14 protein-coding genes are annotated in these 19,922 nt (G+C 44.2%); 11 read left to right on the top strand and 3 right to left on the bottom strand.

The features are described 5' to 3' along the window. Both carB and carA read right to left on the bottom strand, forming a co-directional pair. Positions 1-3,264 (bottom strand): carbamoyl-phosphate synthase large subunit, encoded by a 3,264-nt coding sequence (gene carB / locus ACIGBM_RS06755; RefSeq protein WP_102091162.1) that lies wholly within the window; start codon positions 3,262-3,264, stop codon positions 1-3. 153 nt (positions 3,265-3,417) lie between these two features. After that, positions 3,418-4,659 carry a glutamine-hydrolyzing carbamoyl-phosphate synthase small subunit gene (gene carA, locus ACIGBM_RS06750; RefSeq protein WP_397477217.1) on the bottom strand — a complete coding sequence of 414 codons (1,242 nt, stop codon included), beginning with the start codon at positions 4,657-4,659 and terminating at the stop codon, positions 3,418-3,420. A 503-nt stretch (positions 4,660-5,162) separates the two neighbouring features. On the opposite strand from carA, the gene ACIGBM_RS06745 reads away from it, so the two are divergent. The 4 genes from ACIGBM_RS06745 (at position 5,163) to ACIGBM_RS06730 (ending at position 8,124) form a co-directional block, all read left to right on the top strand. Further along, a complete protein-coding gene (locus tag ACIGBM_RS06745; protein ID WP_397477216.1) occupies positions 5,163-5,699 on the top strand; it encodes a gamma carbonic anhydrase family protein in 537 nt (178 codons plus the stop codon). A 157-nt stretch (positions 5,700-5,856) separates the two neighbouring features. Beyond that, positions 5,857-6,558, top strand: a complete 702-nt coding sequence (locus ACIGBM_RS06740; protein WP_397477215.1) for an HAD family hydrolase — start codon at positions 5,857-5,859, stop codon at positions 6,556-6,558. 124 nt (positions 6,559-6,682) lie between these two features. Continuing rightward, a protein-coding gene (prfB, locus tag ACIGBM_RS06735; protein WP_397477214.1) for a peptide chain release factor 2 occupies positions 6,683-7,778 on the top strand; the annotation gives its coding sequence in 2 pieces (ribosomal slippage) (positions 6,683-6,754 and positions 6,756-7,778; 1,095 coding nt in all). Between the two features lie 61 nt (positions 7,779-7,839). Beyond that, entirely contained in the window at positions 7,840-8,124 is a 285-nt protein-coding gene (locus ACIGBM_RS06730) for a pyrimidine/purine nucleoside phosphorylase (protein WP_397477213.1), read from the top strand. Positions 8,125-8,207: 83 nt separating this feature from the next. Here the strand turns inward: ACIGBM_RS06730 and ACIGBM_RS06725 are convergent, their stop codons facing one another. Next, complete coding sequence (locus ACIGBM_RS06725; RefSeq protein WP_397477212.1) at positions 8,208-8,660, bottom strand: GNAT family N-acetyltransferase; 453 nt, start codon at positions 8,658-8,660, stop codon at positions 8,208-8,210. A gap of 180 nt (positions 8,661-8,840) precedes the next feature. Here ACIGBM_RS06725 and ACIGBM_RS06720 point away from each other — a divergent pair, with 180 nt between their 5' ends. The 7 genes from ACIGBM_RS06720 to ACIGBM_RS06690 all read left to right on the top strand — a co-directional run bounded on the left by ACIGBM_RS06720 (position 8,841) and on the right by ACIGBM_RS06690 (position 19,786). Beyond that, the gene (locus tag ACIGBM_RS06720) at positions 8,841-9,971 is read left to right on the top strand and encodes a DNA topoisomerase IB (protein WP_397477211.1); all 1,131 of its coding nucleotides are present in this window, start codon (positions 8,841-8,843) and stop codon (positions 9,969-9,971) included. Positions 9,972-10,295: 324 nt separating this feature from the next. Continuing rightward, positions 10,296-12,014, top strand: a complete 1,719-nt coding sequence (locus ACIGBM_RS06715) for an AMP-binding protein (protein WP_397477210.1) — start codon at positions 10,296-10,298, stop codon at positions 12,012-12,014. Positions 12,015-12,086: 72 nt separating this feature from the next. Further along, on the top strand, positions 12,087-12,878 hold the full coding sequence (locus ACIGBM_RS06710; RefSeq protein WP_397477209.1) for an SDR family NAD(P)-dependent oxidoreductase: 792 nt from the start codon (positions 12,087-12,089) through the stop codon (positions 12,876-12,878). Between the two features lie 111 nt (positions 12,879-12,989). Continuing rightward, positions 12,990-13,571 carry a murein L,D-transpeptidase family protein gene (locus ACIGBM_RS06705; protein ID WP_397477208.1) on the top strand — a complete coding sequence of 194 codons (582 nt, stop codon included), beginning with the start codon at positions 12,990-12,992 and terminating at the stop codon, positions 13,569-13,571. A 310-nt stretch (positions 13,572-13,881) separates the two neighbouring features. After that, positions 13,882-16,479, top strand: coding sequence for an ATP-dependent chaperone ClpB (gene clpB / locus ACIGBM_RS06700; protein WP_397477207.1), 2,598 nt, complete (start codon positions 13,882-13,884; stop codon positions 16,477-16,479). A gap of 207 nt (positions 16,480-16,686) precedes the next feature. Next, positions 16,687-17,964 (top strand): PQQ-dependent sugar dehydrogenase, encoded by a 1,278-nt coding sequence (locus ACIGBM_RS06695; protein ID WP_397477206.1) that lies wholly within the window; start codon positions 16,687-16,689, stop codon positions 17,962-17,964. A 178-nt stretch (positions 17,965-18,142) separates the two neighbouring features. Continuing rightward, positions 18,143-19,786 carry a BCCT family transporter gene (locus ACIGBM_RS06690; RefSeq protein ID WP_191113839.1) on the top strand — a complete coding sequence of 548 codons (1,644 nt, stop codon included), beginning with the start codon at positions 18,143-18,145 and terminating at the stop codon, positions 19,784-19,786. The last annotated feature ends 136 nt before the right edge of the window (positions 19,787-19,922 follow it).

Genomic DNA, 19,922 nt, shown 5'->3' with positions numbered 1-19,922 from the left:
TTATTCAGCCACGTCAATAGACTTTGCTTGCTCATGCAAATCTTGTAACTTATAGACATCAAACGGTAAGTCAATCGCGTAAGATTTGCAGACAGCATCAGCGGCACCTAACGTGGTGACGTAGAATACTTTGCCTTGTAGCGCACTACGGCGAATAGAGAACGAATCCTCTTGTGCTTGCTTACCTTCAGTGGTATTGATGATAAGGTCGATTTTGCCGTTTTTCAAGGCATCAACGATATGCGGGCGACCTTCAGTGACCTTGTTGATTTGCTGACTTTCGATACCAGCGTCGCTCAGTACTTTTTGCGTGCCAGTGGTCGAGACAATCTTAAAGCCAAAGTCTGCAAGCTGACGAGCAATCGGAGCGATTTGGGCTTTGTCGCTGTCACGAACTGAGATAAAGACGGTTTTTGTCTCGCCTTCAGTCGGTAGACCTGGCAGACGCTCATTACTACCGATAATGGCCTTGTAGAATGCTTCGCCAAAGGTTTTGCCCACGCCCATAACTTCGCCCGTTGATTTCATCTCAGGACTCAAGATTGGGTCAACACCTGGGAACTTAGCGAATGGGAATACCGCTTCTTTGACCGCATAGAATGCCGGGACAATCTCAGTGGTAAAGCCTTGATCTTTAAGCGAAGTACCAGCCATACAGCGAGCAGCAACCTGTGCTAGCGAAGTACCGATACACTTAGAAACAAACGGTACTGTACGTGCAGCACGTGGGTTCACTTCTAGGATATATACGGTTTCGCCTTTTACCGCGAACTGTACGTTCATTAGACCGATAACACCTAGCTCTTTTGCCATAGCAACTGTCTGTGCGCGCATCACGTCACATAACTCTTTAGACAGTGAGTATGGTGGCAGTGAGCATGCTGAGTCACCTGAGTGAACGCCAGCCTGTTCGATGTGTTGCATGATACCGCCGATAACGACATCAGTACCATCACATACACAGTCTACGTCGACTTCGATAGCATCATCTAAGAAGCGATCTAGTAGGACAGGCGCTTCGTTCGATGCTTGTACAGCAGTACGTAGGTAATGTCTTAGCTCGTCTTCGTTGTAGACGATTTCCATCGCGCGGCCACCTAATACATAAGATGGACGTACAACCAATGGATAGCCTACGTCTTTTGCTTTCACCAAGCCATCTTCTAAGCTGGTTGCTAGTGCGTTTGATGGCTGTACTAGGTTTAGCTGCTGAATCATATGCTGGAAGCGCTCACGGTCTTCGGCACGGTCGATTGCATCTGGGCTAGTACCGATGATTTTAACGCCTGCTGACTCTAGTGCACGAGCAAGTTTCAATGGTGTTTGACCACCGAACTGTACAATCACGCCATCAGGGTTTTCGATACGAACGATCTCTAGTACGTCCTCTAACGTGATTGGCTCAAAGTATAGACGGTCAGAAGTGTCATAATCGGTTGAAACCGTTTCAGGGTTACAGTTGACCATGATGGTCTCGTAACCATCTTCACGCATGGCAAGCGCTGCATGCACACAGCAGTAATCAAACTCGATACCTTGGCCGATACGGTTAGGACCGCCACCGATAACCATGATTTTCTTTTTGTCTGTTGGGTTGGCTTCACATTCGCTATCGTACGTCGAGTACATATAGGCCGTGCTAGTAGCAAATTCAGCTGCACAGGTATCGACACGCTTATAGACTGGATAGACGTTTAGATCCCAACGCTTTTTGCGTAGTTGCTTTTGTGAGATACCAAGCAATTTAGCCAAACGCAAATCTGATAAGCCTTTACGTTTAAAGCTACGTAGATTTTTCTCGTTTAATCCGCCAAAACCAAGTGATTTTACGGTGGCTTCTGTTTTAACGATGTCTTCTATCTGTACCAAGAACCATGGGTCAATCTTGGTAAAGTTAAACACTTCATCGACACTCATACCGACGCGGAATGCATCAGCAACGTAGTAGATACGCTCAGGTGTTGGAATGGTTAGGCGGTTAATGATTTCGCTACGCGCTTTTTCGGCGCTTACTTTTGATAAGTCAATTTGCTCATCAAAACCATCCGCACCTGTTTCCATACCGCGTAAGGCTTTTTGCATAGACTCTTGGAAGTTACGACCAATCGCCATCACTTCACCGACCGATTTCATCTGAGTCGATAGGATATTGTCTGCTTGTGGGAATTTTTCGAAGTTAAAACGAGGTATCTTAGTCACGACATAATCAAGCGCAGGCTCAAAGCTGGCTGGCGTTTTGCCACCAGTGATGTCATTTTGCAATTCGTCTAGCGTATAACCAATCGCCAGTTTTGCTGCGATTTTGGCAATCGGGAAACCAGTGGCTTTTGAGGCTAGGGCAGACGAGCGTGATACGCGTGGGTTCATCTCGATGACGACCATACGACCGGTATCAGGGTTGATACCGAACTGTACGTTTGAGCCGCCCGTTTCTACACCGATCTCACGCAGTACTGCTAATGACGCATTACGCATGATTTGGTATTCTTTGTCGGTCAAGGTCTGTGCTGGCGCGACGGTGATTGAGTCGCCTGTATGTACGCCCATTGGGTCAAAGTTTTCGATGGCACAGATGATGATGCAGTTGTCGTTTTTGTCACGAACCACTTCCATCTCGTACTCTTTCCAACCAATCAATGATTCATCGATAAGCAATTGATGGTTTGGAGACAAGTCAAATCCGCGCTCACAGATTTCAATGAACTCATCGCGGTTATAGGCGATACCGCCGCCTGAACCACCCATCGTAAATGATGGACGAATGATACACGGATAGCCCATTTTTTCTTGAGTCGCAAAGGCCTCTTCCATGGTTTCAGCCGTTTCAGCGCGAGGGCACTCAAGGCCGATACGCTTCATGGCTTTATCAAACAAGTTGCGGTCTTCTGCCATCTCGATTGAGTCTTTGGTCGCGCCAATTAACTCGCAGTTATACTTGGTCAATACGCCGTGCTTATCTAGCTCTAGCGCACAGTTTAGAGCCGTCTGTCCGCCCATTGTTGGCAAGATTGCATCTGGACGTTCTTTGGCAATGATTTGCTCAACGGTTTGCCAAGTAATCGGCTCGATATAGGTTGCGTCAGCCATGACAGGGTCAGTCATGATGGTCGCAGGGTTTGAGTTGACCAAGATGACGCGGTAGCCTTCTTCTTTTAGTGCTTTACACGCCTGTGCGCCTGAATAGTCAAACTCACATGCTTGGCCGATGACGATAGGGCCTGCGCCAATGATAAGAATGCTTTTTATGTCGGTACGTTTTGGCATAGTTAGAGCTACCTTCGTTTAGGTGATAATTTGAGTAATCTTTATTTTTGATAACGCTTATGGCGTTTTATACTTGCAGTGCTTTATTTAGTGACGCTTGAACCGCTATGGACGATTCAAGCGTTTACTTATTATGTAGTTATAATCAACCGTTTACGCTTGGGCCGTTTTAGCCTGTTCCATCATATCCGCAAACTTATCAAACAATGGCGCGCAGTCATGTGGGCCAGGGCTAGCTTCTGGGTGACCTTGAAAGCTAAAGACTGGCTTATCGGTCAGCTCGATACCTTGGTTAGTACCATCAAACAGTGAGCGATGAGTAGATTTAACGTTGTCAGGTAACGTGTCTTCATCAACCGCAAAGCCATGGTTCTGACTGGTAATCATCACCGTGCCAGTCGCCAAATCTTGTACTGGATGGTTGGCACCATGATGGCCAGTTTTCATCTTGATAGTATTTGCACCGCTAGCCAGACCAATCAGCTGATGGCCTAAGCAGATGCCAAACGTTGGCACGTCAGTTTGCTCAATGATGTGGCGTACCGCATCGATAGCATAATCACAAGCTGCAGGATCACCAGGGCCGTTTGATAAGAAGATGCCATCTGGATTCATCGCTAGCACGTCTGCGATAGGGGTCTGTGCTGGGACAACCGTTACGTGACAACCGCGGTCAACGAGCATGCGTAGGATGTTTGTTTTGCTACCGAAGTCATAAGCGACGACGTTGTATTTAGAATCGATGTGAGTGCCGAGTTGCTTAAAGAAGCCGCCAGTACCGCTATCATGACTACCAGGGATGTCGCGGTTGAGTAGGGTGTCTGACAGATCCCAAGTGCCTGCTGTCCACTCGAAGTTCTCTTTAGTGCAGCATTCTTTTGCCAAGTCCATGCCTTTTAGACCTGCAAAGCCTTTTGCTAACTCAATCGCTTTTTGCTCATCGTCGCTGCTGATAGTCTCGCCGTTTGAGGCAGTCATGATACAGCCGTTCTGTGCACCTTTATCACGTAATAGACGTGTTAGCTGACGCGTATCAATTTCAGCGATAGCCACTGTCTCATTACGCTGTAAATAGTCGCTAAGTGACTCTGAGTTGCGGAAGTTAGAAGTTGCCATGGTGGCATCACGGATGATCAGACCGTCTGCCCATACTTTGTGGCCATTGCCGGATTCTGTGTCCTCGCTATTGGTGCCTGTATTACCGATATGAGGGTAAGTCAAAGTCACCAGCTGGCGGGCATAACTTGGATCGGTTAGGATTTCTTGATACCCTGTCATGGCTGTGTTAAATACCACTTCACCAATACGATGACCTAGGCTGCCGATACTGACACCGCGAAAGATTGTACCGTCTGCTAGTGCCAAAATTGCTTGTATTTCTGCCGATGAATTCAAGGATTGCCTCCGCTGTTATTGGTGAGTGCCATCGTGTTTTGTTGGTCTAAAATTGCTCCGTATCCTTTTATTTACGGCATTTGACTATTGTCATATAAAAGTAAAAAAAGGGCGATACACAAAAATTTTCCACAAAAAAGCGAGAAGACATTATTGATGAAAACTACAAAACCCACTAGATAGTGAATAGGTAACTTGCATCATGTCCGCTCGCTTAGGCACAGATTTTGCGTATTATATACAAAATAGACGGTTATAGCTAGCCGATTTACTGGATTAATAGTCATTTCATGGCTAATAATACGGTCTTTATAAAGATATTGACTCTATAGAAATAGCCTAAGCAAATACAAGCTACCTTTTCTTTTATCAAAATCAACATCCAACGTGTATTAATAGCGCTGGATTTTCACAGTTGGCTTTGCCACAATGGACAGTGCAGCGCTAGACCCAATTTTTATGATCGTTTGTTATAACAATAATGAAGATGACAAGGAGTCGTTATGATTTATCAGTATTTAGACAAAACCCCTGAGTTTGCCGCACCGTTCAACGGTTGGGTAGCAGATTCGGCGCAAGTGATGGGCGATGTGTATTTAGGTCATCAAGCCAATATTTGGTTCGGTGCAGTGATACGCGGTGACAACGATCGTATCCATATCGGTGACTATAGTAATGTGCAAGAAAACAGTGTGATTCACACCGATGCAGGTATCAAAGTCACTATTGGTAAGTACGTGACTATCGGTCATCTGGCTATGCTACATGGCTGTGAAGTCGGTGATAATAGCTTGATTGGTATTGGCGCTGTGATACTCAATAATGTCAAAATCGGCAAAAACTGTCTGATAGGCGCAAAAGCCTTGATTACTGAAGGTCAGGTTATTCCTGATAACTCGCTAGTGATGGGCGCGCCTGCAAAAGTGGTCAAGACGCTGACCGATGAGCAAGCAGCCATGCTAAAAATGTCAGCGCTACATTATGCTGAGCGTTGTCAGAAATTTAAAACAGGCTTAACAGAAATAGCGATGCCTGACTAAGGGTAAGTAAACGAGCTAAGTTTAAATAGATAGACGATAGGGCGCATACTTATTTCATTAATAGACTGTTCAATTAATACGGTCAGCCTTAATGCATAACGTACCCAATTTTATTAAACGATTCATATTTTTTCGCAACCAACGATAAGGTCTCACCATGCAGGCAAATCAAGCACACACACAACAAAAACAACTGGCATTATTTGATTTAGATCATACATTACTTGATGTAGATAGCGATTATCTCTGGGGCGAGTATATCGTAAAGCATGACCTTGTCGATGAGGCGCAGTACCGCACCGCCAACCAGAAATTTTATAATGACTATATAGAAGGTACGCTGGACGCGACAGAGTACAATGAATTCGTCGCGCAGTTTTTAAGCAGTCTGCCGCTTGATAGACTTGATGAACTAAGAGAAGACTATATCAAAAGCGAAATTGAGCCGCATATTCGCCCAAAAGCGATGGAAGCGTTGTGTCAGCATATTGAGCAAGGGCACGATGTGGTGATTATTTCTGCGACCAATGATTTTGTAGTATCGGCCATTGCCAAGCGTTTCGGTATTGAAGCTGCCAATGTATTGGCGACGCCGCTAGAGATCAAAGACAATCGCTATACAGGCAAGCTAACTGATAGACCAAACTTTCAAGCGGGCAAGATATACCATTTGGATAAATGGCTAAATAAACAGCAAGCCTCCGGCATCACGTTTGAAAAAACATACGCGTATTCAGATTCCAAAAATGATATCCCATTGCTTGAGTGGGCAGATGTGGCCGTTTGCGTATCACCTGATGATGCGTTACATGCGCATGCTTTGGCCCATCGCTGGGCAGTAGAAGATTGGTCGATCTAGATTATTTAATCTAATAATAGTAGCAACATTGGCAATAGCGATAATTAGTGAACCGTTTAGCATCAATCTCATTTAAAATAGCGCCACATTCGTTATTTATTTTATTAGAAAAACAGGAACATTTATGGAAATCAATCCGTATCAAGAAAAAATTAAAGACTTATCAGAGCGTGGGCAGGACTTGCGGAGGTATCTTTGACTTCGATGGTAAGCAAGAACGCTTAGAAGAAGTCAATTTGGAGTTAGAAAATCCCGAGCTATGGAACGATCCAGAGCGTGCGACCAAAATTAATAAAGAAAAAAGTCACCTTGATGGTGTCATCGATGTGGTAGTGTCACTTGAGACGACATTAGAAGATGCGTCTGCCATGCTAGAGTTGGCAGTCGAAGCAGAGGATGAGTCACTGCTAGCCGATGTGCAGAGTGAGCTAGATAGCGCTGAGAAACGCGTTGCTGATTTGGAATTCCGCCGGATGTTTAGCGGTGAGATGGATCCAAACAATTGCTACTTGGATATTCAGTCAGGCAGTGGCGGTACTGAAGCGCAAGATTGGGCTGAAATGCTGCTGCGCATGTATACACGCTGGGCAGAAGCTCATGGCTTCAAAGTAGATGTGATTGAAGTGTCATCAGGTAGCGTGGCTGGTATTAAGTCAGCAACCATTGAGATCAAAGGCGATTATGCCTTTGGCTGGTTGCGTACCGAGATTGGCGTCCACCGTTTGGTACGTAAGTCACCATTTGATAGTAATAATGGTCGTCATACGTCGTTTGCTGCGGTGTTTGTGTCGCCTGAAATCGATGACAACGTAGAGATTGATATCAATCCAGCGGATTTGCGTATCGATACCTATCGTTCATCTGGGGCGGGTGGTCAGCACGTAAATACAACAGATTCTGCCGTACGTATTACCCATGAGCCGTCGGGCGTAGTGGTGACCTGTCAGAATGAGCGTAGTCAACATGGTAACAAAGCCACCGCGATGAAGATGCTACGTGCTAAGCTTTATGAGCTTGAAATGCAAAAACGTATGGAATCACAGCAAGCGGTTGAAGACGGTAAGTCTGATGTCGGCTGGGGCAGTCAAATTCGCTCGTATGTGCTTGACGACTCCCGTATCAAGGACTTGCGTACGGGTGTTGAAACCTTTAACACTGGTGCGGTGCTAGATGGTGACCTCGATCAGTTTATCGAGGCGAGTCTAAAAGCAGGACTGTAAAAGGCTGTTTTAAACAAGCAGCCGTTTTAAAATAGTAACCAATATTTAATTAAGGAAAATTATGCCAAGCGTTAATAATTATTTTGATGATAAAGTGACTTCTATTGCTTTTCAAACGGCTACCAAGCCTGCGACTGTCGGCGTCATGGAAATTGGTGAGTATGAGTTTGGCACTAGTGAATTCGAAACCATGAGTGTGGTGAGCGGTGCATTGACTGTTAAGCTGCCAGAGAGTGATGAGTGGCAAACGTTTAACGCTAGCGAGCAGTTTACGGTTGAAGCTAACCAAAAGTTTCAGGTAAAAGTAGACGTCGAAACCGCTTATCTATGTGTATACGGCAAATAACGACTTCTAAGTTATAGCAGTATCAAAACGAAAAACGCCAAGTATTTTATGCTTGGCGTTTTTTATTTCTGAACTATAAAAAACTATAAGTTTTTACGGTACTGCACCATGTCCGTTAAGCTTGCGACTTTGTCATACAGTTGGCGTGCATCAGCATTACTTTCTTGAGTTTTCCAATAAACGTGATTACAGCCTTTTTCATCAGCAAAGTTGTATACCGCTTCAATTAATGCCCGTCCGATACCCTTTCCACGTACAGACTCATTGACATAGAGATCTTGTAGATAACAACATGGCGTACTACTCCAAGTCGTTGGATGTATTACTACATGAGTAAAACCTACCAAAATATCATCCTTCCACGCCCCAATTCCATAGGTAGCGACGTCATTATTTATCAAGTTGCGCCATGTTGTATCAATCGTGCTCATTGGCAAACTGGTCTCATAAAATGTTAGATAGTTTTGCCATAAATTTAACCACGAATCGTAATCGGCTAGAGCTAGCAGTTTTACTTCTACTGATAAATGATTCATTTTATTTTACTAAACTTAAGTCGTAAGTAGTGCTGAATTATGCCTCAAAAGTGCAGCACTTAGAACCCTTATCACTATTGTATTTTACACAGGATTACACTTTGTCTGTGCCAAATAAACAGCAAAAACTACCGTCATTAATTATGCTAAAACCATGAATTCTCAAAGGTATACAGGTTTATGACAAAGGTAAAATTACAGACAAGCCAGCAAACAATGACTAAAGACGTGCGTCATGATTACGAGCATCTCGCACGCCGTGCTAATTTACGTTATGTGAGTGACAATGAACCAGGCTACGAGCGTAGACGTTGGGGTCGCGGCTTTACTTATCGTGATGCAACAGGCAACACGGTCAAAGACAAAGCATTGCGTCAGCGTTTTGATGCATTGGTGATACCGCCTATGTGGTCAGAGGTGTGGATATGCCAAGACGAACGAGGCCATCTGCAATCAACAGGGCGAGACGAAAAATCGCGCAAACAGTATCTGTATCATCCGTCATGGAACAACATCCGTGACCAAGCAAAGTTTGATGCGATGATAGGATTTGCAGAGGCACTGCCCAATCTACGCGCGCAGGTGGAGGCAGATTTGGAAGCAGAGTCGCTGTCACGCACCAATGTGCTTGCTGCCGTTGTTAAATTGCTAGAGACCACTTTGATTCGTATTGGTAATAGCCGCTACGCCAAACAAAATAAAAGCTATGGTCTAAGTACGTTACGTAGTAAGCATGTTAGTGAAACCGACAATGGACTGGCGTTTGATTTCGTCGGAAAAAGTGCAAAAGAGCATCATATTGAGCTGCAAGATGAGCGATTGATTGACATCGTGCAAGCATGTTCTGAACTGCCAGGTTATCAAATATTCAAATACTTAAATGACAACGGTCATAAGCAAGTCGTTGACAGTAGTGATATCAATGACTACTTACGGATGCATACGTGCGGCATGGACTGTGAAAGTAAACTGTACAGCGCAAAGGATTTTCGCACATGGATGGCAAGTGTACTTGCAGCAAGCTACCTATATGATGAGCTACAAACGTCTGCAGGCGCTAGCATACTAGCCAGTGCACCAGAAAGCACTGAGCGACAGCAATTAGTTACTGATATGGTAAAAAGTGTGGCAGCAGAGCTGGGCAACACGCCGACCGTATGCCGTGCCTCTTATATTCATCCCATTGTCATTGAGCGTTTTTTGGCAGGACAGTTTTTTGAAACTTACAAACAAGCGCGCCGCGGTCGAACTAAGAAATACCAAAGCTGTGAAGAGAAAGCGTTATTAGGGTTTTTAAGAGCTGATGTTTAAGTGTGAGGTTTTAGACAATAATATTGAAGTGTTAATTCTTTAATAGGAAATTGAAAATATGTGGCAGTACTTTGGCTATTGATTGTAGGTGTCTTTGCGGATTTATAACGAATTAATGATAATTAGTTATAGATTATCTCTATTTCTATAAAATAAAAATGATACGTTATGTATTGAAATAAACGTAAAAATGCGTTACTAATAGAGCATGATAAATACGAACCTATGAAACGGTCTATAGGATGTGGCCGTTTTGCAATCATAAATACCATTTTACTATTTCACCATTTTACCAGTGACCTGATATTGCTAAAGGATTAGCTTATGAACACCGCCTCTCAAACTCCGACGAATATTGATACAGATACTACCGTCACACCAAAAAACTATACCGATTACTATAATAATTTTGATATGGATACACTGCTGTCAGAAATATTTGGCGAGCATGTGGATGATCGTTTAAATGCTTATATGGCTTGCTGTGGTCGCCATGTACGCGATGGCCGCGCTGACAATGCTGCGTTAGTACACGAAGACACAGCAGGCAACATAACACGCATGAGTTTTGGTGAGCTTGACAAAGCAAGTGCTCAAATCGCTAACTTACTACAGTCGTATGGGGTAAAAGCGGGCGACAAAGTAGCGACTATGCTACCGCGCACGCCCGAGCTGCTAACCGTTGTATTGGCAACATGGCGTATCGGAGCCGTATATCAGCCGCTATTTACTGCTTTTGGTTATGACTCAATCAAATATCGGATGGATAAAGCCGATACCAAAGTCGTTTTTACTAACTTAGAAAATCGCAGCAAGTTTGAAGATTTGGCTGAGCAAACCAAAATGGTATTGGTCGGCAGTATAGAAGATGCTCAGACGTGGGGTGACGATCATTACAGCCAGTCTATGGCAGTGCAGTCGCAAACGATCGAACCAGTGATGCTCGATACGGATGCGCCATTTTTGCAAATGTTTACCTCAGGCACGGTTGGTAAATCAAAAGGCGTCAGCGTTCCGTTAGCCGCATTACCTGCTTTTTACCTATATATGCGTTATGCCATCGATCTACGCGAAGATGATCAATATTGGAACATGGCAGATCCAGGCTGGGCATATGGCTTGTACTATGCCATTACAGGGCCTCTGCTACTGGGCATCGCCACTTATTTTAATGAGGCAGGATTTGACGCGACTAATACCCGTGATTTTATGGTACGTCACAAGATTACCAATTTAGCCTCTTCACCGACGGCATTTCGAATGATGAAATCTAGCGGCGTATTTGATAATAAAGACAACAATGACGTTGACCTTGATACCAATGCCAAGCTGTCTTTGCGCTGCGCCAACTCAGCAGGGGAGACACTGAACACCGAAGTGGTCAACTGGGTCGAGACCTATTTGGCGTGCCAAGTCAAAGACCAATATGGTCAAACAGAAACTGGCATGACTTGCTGTGCACATCATGCACTGGCGCATGACTGTCCAGTTGGCTCGATGGGTATGGCACTACCAGGTCATACGCTAGTCGTACTAGATGATGATATGAATGTACTACCCGATGGTGAGCAAGGGCAGTTAGCAGTCGTGGTCAGTCAGTCACCTGCGTTTTATTTCCGTGGCTATAGCTGGAACGAAAAACAAGCCTTTGTAGATGACTACTATCTGACAGGCGATGTGGTCGAGCGTCATAGTGATGGCAGCTACTGGTTCTCAGGCCGTGATGATGACATTATTATTACCGCAGGTTACCGCGTAGGGCCTACTGATGTCGAAAATACCGTCTTAGAGCATGACGCAGTAGCAGAGTCTGCGGCGGTAGGCGTGCCAGACGAAGTGCGCGGCCATACCATCAAGTCTTATGTGGTGCTAAAAGATGGCATCGAAGGCAGTGAGCAAATCGCCAAAGAAATCCAAGAGCTGGTACGTAAACGCCTATCCACTCATGCCTATCCACGTGAGGTCGAGTTTGTGACAGAACTGCCGAAAACGCCAAGTGGTAAGATACAACGCTTTTTGCTGCGTAGTCTGTCTGCTGCATAAATGAGTTGGTAAAGCGTACATAAATTTAATAGAAAAATATCTAATAAGAAGCAAAAATTTAAAGGAATAATCATGCAAGTTAAAGAAAACAGCTTTTTGGTCACAGGCGGGGCATCAGGTTTGGGTGAGTCAGTGGCTCGCGCGATTGTAGATCAAGGTGGTAACGTCGTTATCGCTGATTTAAATGAATCTGCTGGGCAATCATTGGTCGCTGAATTGGGTGATAGTGCGCGCTTTGTACGCTGTGATATCACTAACGGTGATGAAGTACAATCAGCGGTTGAGATGGCAGAGTCAGCTTTCGGTGGCCTACAAGGTTCAATCAACTGTGCTGGTATCGTAGTGGTACAAAAACTACTAGATCGCGATAACAATCCGGCAGACCTTGAGGCATTTAGCCGTGGGGTCAATATCAATCTGGTTGGTTCATTTAACGTTGCCCGTTTGGTCGCTGCTAGCATTGCCAAGCGCATAACGAATGACAGCAGTGCAGGTGACCATGTAGAGAAGAATGTAGATCAAGGTATTATTATTAATACAGCCTCTATAGCAGCCTTTGACGGACAAGTAGGTCAAGCCAGCTATTCATCGTCTAAAGCAGGTGTGGTTGGTCTAACCTTGCCACTTGCTCGCGAGTTGGCACGCCATGGTATTCGCGTGATGACAATCGCACCAGGTGTCTTTGCCACGCCGATGATGGACAGTATTCCTGAAAAGGCACGTGAGCAGCTAGAAGCAGGTGTGCCATATCCTAAACGTTTAGGCGCTCCCAATGAGTTTGCCAAATTGGTGACTCATATCATCGATAATGCTTACCTAAATGGTGAAGTTATTCGCTTAGATGGTGCGATTCGCATGGTGTAGCAGTCTAGTGAGTGATTCATCACTTTTGCACAAAACGTATCTACAGAATCTGGCATAGTGCTTTGATACATATGATTAATGACAAAAAATTAATTATGGGAATCAGAGTCTATGCCATTTTTTCATAAAAAATCTTACTCATCAAATGAGCAGCGTACACCTTGGTTGCCCGTTATCATTGGTCTTAGTCTTGCTGCCGTTGTCAGCACCAGCGCTATTGCTTATGTCAAAAGCACCTCAAAATCCAGAAACCCCATTCCTCCTTCTACAGTCATTGATAGAGTCTTTGTCGACAAATCAGACCGTATCTTAAAACTGATGAGCGATGGTAAAGTTATTAGGTCGTATCGTATTGCGCTAGGGGACAGTCCATCAGGTCACAAGCAACAAGAAGGCGACCAGCGTACGCCCGTTGGGATTTATACATTAGACTATAAAAATGAGAACTCTATTGCCCATCGCTCTATCCATATTAGCTATCCCAATGATGAGGACAAGGCACGAGCAAAGTCATTGGGGGTCAATCCAGGTGGCGATATCATGATTCATGGGCAAATGAATGGCTTTGGGTCTTTGGCATTGTTTAATCAACGACGTGATTGGACAGATGGTTGTATCGCGGTTACCAATGACGAGATGGATGAAATTATGGCAGCGGTGACACTTGGTATTCCTATCGAAATCGTGGAGTAGAATAGTCGGATTGTTATCTAATTTATACTAAGTAGGTGCATTATTCATTACCTTATTCAATGGAGATTTATTTTTAATTTATCATTGATAAAATGGCATAACTTATCTACTAACTACCTTTAACTGATATTAATAGCTCATTTAAATATTATTAATAATTAATATCATTGTTTTAAGTAAGGTTTTATTTAGCAATCGTCTTGAAATAGATGTATATATACCTTATATAAGTGACAGATAACAGTGGGCACTAGACTAAGATAATCCTTAGAGGTGCTACTGAGAATACCAATTATAAAAGGATATAGACATGAGATTTGAGAAGTTTACTCAAAAACTGCAGTCCGCCATTCAAGAAGCACAGAGCCTAGCGTTAGGTCGCGATCATACAGGTATCGATCCTGTACATTTGCTTGCCGTGTTGCTGCAAGATGAGTCTAATTTATCTATCTGCCAACAAGCAGGTGCTTCTATTCCAGCACTAAAAAATGGCGTGGCCAAAGCTCTAGATAACCAGGCGACCATTTCGGAGCCGACAGGTGACGTTAACCTAAACCCAAACTCGGTCAAAATCTTGAATTTGGCAGATCGTCAGGCTCAAAAAGAAGGCGATGATTTTATCGCAACAGAGTGGGTGATGTTGGCACTCGCTGAGCAAGGCGAAACCAAAAAGATATTTGAAAGTGCTGGCGTAACGGCAAGCAAGTTAAAAGTGGTGATTGAGCAATTGCGCGGTGATGATACGGTGAATAACCAAAACGCAGAAGATCAGCGTGATGCACTCAACAAGTACACGATTAACCTGACTGAACAAGCAGAGCTTGGCAAGCTAGATCCAGTGATTGGCCGTGACGAAGAGATCCGCCGTACTATTCAGGTGCTATCACGCCGTACCAAAAATAACCCTGTGCTCATCGGTGAGCCGGGCGTTGGTAAAACGGCTATCGTCGAAGGCTTGGCACAAAAAATCATCAATGGTGACGTACCAGAAGGACTGCGCTGTAAAGAAGTGCTGTCATTAGATTTAGGTGCGCTCATTGCTGGGGCAAAATTCCGCGGTGAGTTCGAAGAGCGTCTCAAAAGCGTATTGAGCGACTTGGCCAAGCAAGAAGGCAATGTCATCCTATTCATCGATGAGCTGCATACGATGGTTGGTGCGGGTAAATCTGAAGGGGCAATGGATGCGGGTAATATGCTAAAACCTGCATTGGCACGCGGTGAGTTGCATTGTGTTGGGGCGACAACGTTGGATGAATACCGTAAATACATCGAAAAAGACGCAGCACTTGAGCGTCGTTTCCAAAAAGTACTGGTCGATGAGCCAACGGTCGAAGACACCATTGCGATATTACGTGGTCTAAAGGAGCGTTACGAGCTGCATCATGGCGTTGATATTCAAGACAGTGCCATTATCGCTGCTGCGCGTATGAGTCATCGTTACATCACTGACCGTAAGCTACCAGATAAAGCGATTGATTTGATTGATGAAGCGGCCAGTCGTTTGCGCATGGAGATGGATAGTAAGCCTGAATCACTAGGTAAGCTTGATAGCCGTTTGATTCAGCTAAAAATGCAGCGTGAAGTACTCAAAAATGAAGAGGATGCTGGCGCGCAAGCAGAACGAAAAGTGCTTGATGCGCAAATAGCTGAATTGGAAAAAGAGTATGCTGATCTCAATGAAGTGTGGCAAGCAGAGAAAGCACTGGTCAAAGGCAGTCAACAGCTAAAAGACGAGCTAGATAAAGCTCGTATTGCCTATGACAAAGCTAGCCGTGAAGGCGATTATGAGACCATGAGTAAGCTGCAATACGAAACTATTCCGCAGTTAGAACGTCGTATTCATGAGTCTGACTTGGCTGAGCAAAAAGAGCAGACAGGTGAAGGTAGCGGTGTCAAATTGTTACGTAACAAAGTCACTGACAACGAAATTGCAGAAGTCGTTGCGGCCGCGACGGGTATTCCAGTCAGCAAAATGATGCAAGGCGAGCGTGACAAAATGATCGCAATGGAAGAAAAGCTCCATGAGCGTGTCATTGGTCAAAACGAAGCGGTCGAATCGGTGGCCAATGCGGTACGTCGTAGCCGAGCGGGCTTATCTGATCCAAATCGTCCATCTGGTTCGTTTTTATTCTTAGGACCTACTGGTGTTGGTAAGACCGAGCTGACTAAGTCACTAGCAAACTTCTTGTTTGACTCTGAAGATGCAATCGTACGTATCGACATGAGTGAGTATATGGAAAAACACAGTGTCAGCCGTCTAGTGGGTGCTCCTCCAGGGTATGTCGGTTATGAAGAAGGCGGTACGTTGACTGAAGCAGTACGCCGTAAGCCATACAGCGTCATATTGTTCGATGAAGTAGAAAAGGCGCATCCTGATGTGTTCAACATCTTGCTGCAAGTATTGGACGATGGTCGCTTAACCGATTCGCAAGGTCGGGTGGTAGATTTCAAGAACACTGTTATCATCATGACCAGTAACTTGGGTTCGCATAAAATTCAAGAGATGGTTGGCGAAAGCTATGAGGATATCAAAGCGGAAGTAATGGATTCTGTTGGGCAGCATTTCCGTCCAGAGTTCGTCAACCGTATTGACGAAATCGTAGTTTTCCATCCGCTTGGTATGTCGCAGATGGCAGGTATTGCGGATATTCAATTAGATCGATTACGTCAGCGTATCCAAGAGCGTGAGATGGATATTGAGCTGTCAGCCGATGCGATGAATAAATTGGTTGCCGTGGGTTATGACCCTGTTTATGGTGCCCGTCCTTTGAAGCGCGCCATTCAACAAGAGATCGAAAACCCATTGTCATTGAAACTATTGGCAGGTGATTTTGTCGCTGGTGATATTATTAAAGTCGATGTAGGTGCCGATGACAAGCTAACTTTTGATAAGCTTAGAATGAGCTAATCGTATTGGCTTTGACGTCTTTATAACCCAACTGTACGCTTAAAACAAACCCCTTATCTACAATCGTAGGTAAGGGGTCTTTATTTATAAGGCGCGTTTTACGTTACTGTTTTTTTACCATTTCAATATCTCTTAAGTATCAGGACTATGCTATAACTAAATCAATGACTAATAGTACCAGTATCAACTGAATGGAGAAACAGAACGATGACAGCCCATATCGAACGTATAAATATACCTTTAACCTCGCCGCTAATCATTGCAGCATTGCTGTTTAGCACTGCCGCGTGCTCCAACTCTTCAGTAGTAAGTCCTAGCAATAATAAAAGTACCCCAACAGAGTCTAAAGAAGTTTTCAGTTCAGATAACGATGCTCAAACCGCCATACAAACCACTACACAAACAAAGACTAGCAAGCCTGACTTTACGACTAAAGCAATCGCTACCTTTGATGAGCCTTGGGCTATGACAGCGTTACCCACTGCAGATAGCAAAGCGCCAAAATTGCTAGTAACACAAAAAACAGGTGAGCTATTTATCGTAGATACAGCGACGGGTAATAAGACCAAAATCGAAGGCGTTCCTACAGTTGCTTACGGTGGTCAAGGCGGCTTAGGAGACATTATCGTGGCTCCAGATTTTGCGACGTCCAATACCGTTTATCTTAGCTACGCGGAAGCAGGGACAGGAAGTGATAGCAATAAATTTGGCGCTAAAGTTATCAAGGCGACACTCTCAGGATTAGAGACAGCCACACCTACCTTGCAAGATATCACGCCTATCTGGCAACAGTCTCCGAAAGTTACAGGGCAGGGACATTATAGTCATCGCCTGCTGTTCTCTCCTGATGGGCGCTATCTGTATATCAGCTCAGGTGAGCGTCAAGATAAAGACCCAGCACAAGACATGAATGGTAATTTGGGTAAGATAATACGGTTGAGTCCTGACGGTAACACCCCGACAGACAATCCGTTTACTGATAATGAGTTGGCCAAACAGTTTTGGACCATCGGACATCGCAATGTGCTTGGTATGGCATTTGACGATAGTGGACAGCTGTGGGCGCACGAAATGGGACCAAAAGGTGGCGATGAATTTAATATTATTGAGAAGGGTAACAATTATGGCTGGCCAGTGGTATCCAATGGCCGCGATTATTCAGGTTTGGACATTCCTGACCATGATACAAAGCCAGAGTTTGCAGCACCCAAAATTACTTGGACACCTGTCATATCACCATCTGCTATGAGCATCTATGCGGCTGGTACTCATAATGACTTTCCTAGCTGGCAGGGCAATATGCTTATCAGTGGTTTATCGTCTAAAGCGCTTATCGTAGTTGGCATAAGCGAAGACAATACCGCCGCTGAGCGTTATCGCTATGACATGGGTGAGCGTGTACGCAGTGTGCTAGCAATAGACGGGCAAGTGTGGACACTTGAAGATGGTAATAATGCACAATTACTCAGATTATTACCCAAATAACATCTAGATAGCATCGAATTAATGACGTATTTATCTACCTGTATATTTAATTATTTTAATAAAATCGCTCAATCCTTTTAGAGTAAATTAATAGTTTTATCAAGTTTTATTTTGTAATAGATTGATAGTTAAGACCTATTTTGTTAAGGTAACGTTCCTTGAAATTTGAGACTTGCACATGGAAGAAGTAAAAGTAGGCAGATTAGGACCTTTTCCGCGGGTAAGTAAACCTGTGTTTATTACATCGTCACTGCTGATTGTTGGCTTTATTATTTTCGGTGCGTTTTTCACCGAAACAGCAGGGGCTGTTTTTAGTTTTTTACAAAATTTTATTACCGATAAGTTTGGTTGGCTATTCATTATTCTAGTTAATACCGCGCTCGCGCTTTGTATCTACTTGGCAATGAGTCGCTATGGTGACATTCGACTAGGTAACCAAACAGAACGACCGCAGTACAATCTGTTCTCTTGGATTGGCATGCTATTTTCTGCAGGTATTGGTATTGGTCTAGTTTATTGGGGTACAGCAGAGCCGTTGTATCACTTTATGGCACCACCAATGGGCGATGCAGAGACAGTAGAAGCCGCAAAGCAAGCGATGAATATCTCATTTATGCACTGGGGTCTACACGCTTGGGCGATTTATACGATTGTAGCGCTATCTTTAGCGTACTTCCATTTCCGTCGCGGCCTACCATTATCGATTCGATCTACTTTGTATCCTTTACTTGGTAAAAAGATCTATGGTCGTTGGGGACACACGGTCGATATCTTGGCTGTGTTTGGTACGATGTTTGGTGTGGTTACTTCGCTCGGGCTTGGGGTTATGCAGATCAACTCTGGACTCGAAAAGCTGTTTGGTACGCCTAACAGTCTTACCGTACAGTTTGGCTTGATCGCTTTCATCACAGCGCTAGCAGCAGCTTCAGTCTTGATGGGTTTGGATAAAGGTATTAAGCGTTTAAGTGATATCAATATTGGTTTCACTATCGTCTTATTAGCGTTTATGGTCATCTTAGGACCAACGCTATTTATCTTTGATAGTTTTATCGAAAACATCGGCAACTATCTGACTGTGATTGTACCTCTAGGTACATGGGGTGAGTCTTATAGCGGGACAGATTGGCAAAGTAGTTGGACGATATTTTATTGGGCATGGTGGGTTAGTTGGGCACCATTCGTTGGTATCTTTATTGCTCGTATCTCTCGTGGTCGTACTATCCGTGAGTTTACGCTTGGTGTACTACTGATTCCAATGCTTATCTTGTTCTTCTGGTTTACCACCTTTGGCGGCGTTGCTGTTCATATGGAGCTTGCTTCTGCTGTGTCAGGTGTTAGCCCAGGATTGGTTGAAGCAGTACAAGCAGATTCTGGTAGTGCCATCTTTAAGTTGGTTGAGTACTATCCATTGGCAAAACCGATTACGCTACTGATTGTCGTCATGATTATGCTATGGTTTGTGACCTCGTCAGATTCTGCTAGCTTTGTCATCGATATGTTGACTGCTGGTGGCGATACCAACCCACCGAAAATCCAACGCTTATTTTGGGCGACGACAGAAGGCGTTATCGCTGCTATCTTACTAGCGGCTGGTGGACTGTCTGCTCTACAGGCGGCAGCGATCGTAGCAGGACTACCGTTTGCCTTAGTAGTCTTTGTCATGATGTATGCGCTACTGCGTGGTTTGAGTCGCGATCGTCTGATTCTATACAGAGCGCAGCAAGGCTTTATTACGGATGAATCAGCAGACCATAACTCAGCGAATGAGTTCGTTGACGAGCATCTGCTAAAAGGGCCACCTAAGATTGTTAAAGGTGACTAAGAAGTAGATAGCATCAAGACAGCTATTTAAGATTTTGATACAAGAAGCCCCAATTTATTTTTAAATTGGGGCTTCTTTATTGGGTAAAGATATTTAAATTTATTCAGGAAAATTCAGATTGTTGAAATATTATTGC

The sequence above is a fragment of the Psychrobacter sp. NPDC077938 genome (assembly GCF_044542635.1).
Taxonomy (GTDB): Bacteria; Pseudomonadota; Gammaproteobacteria; order Pseudomonadales; family Moraxellaceae; genus Psychrobacter.
The sequence above is the reverse complement of the archived record's forward strand: the minus strand, read 5'-3'. Positions and strand labels throughout refer to the sequence as shown.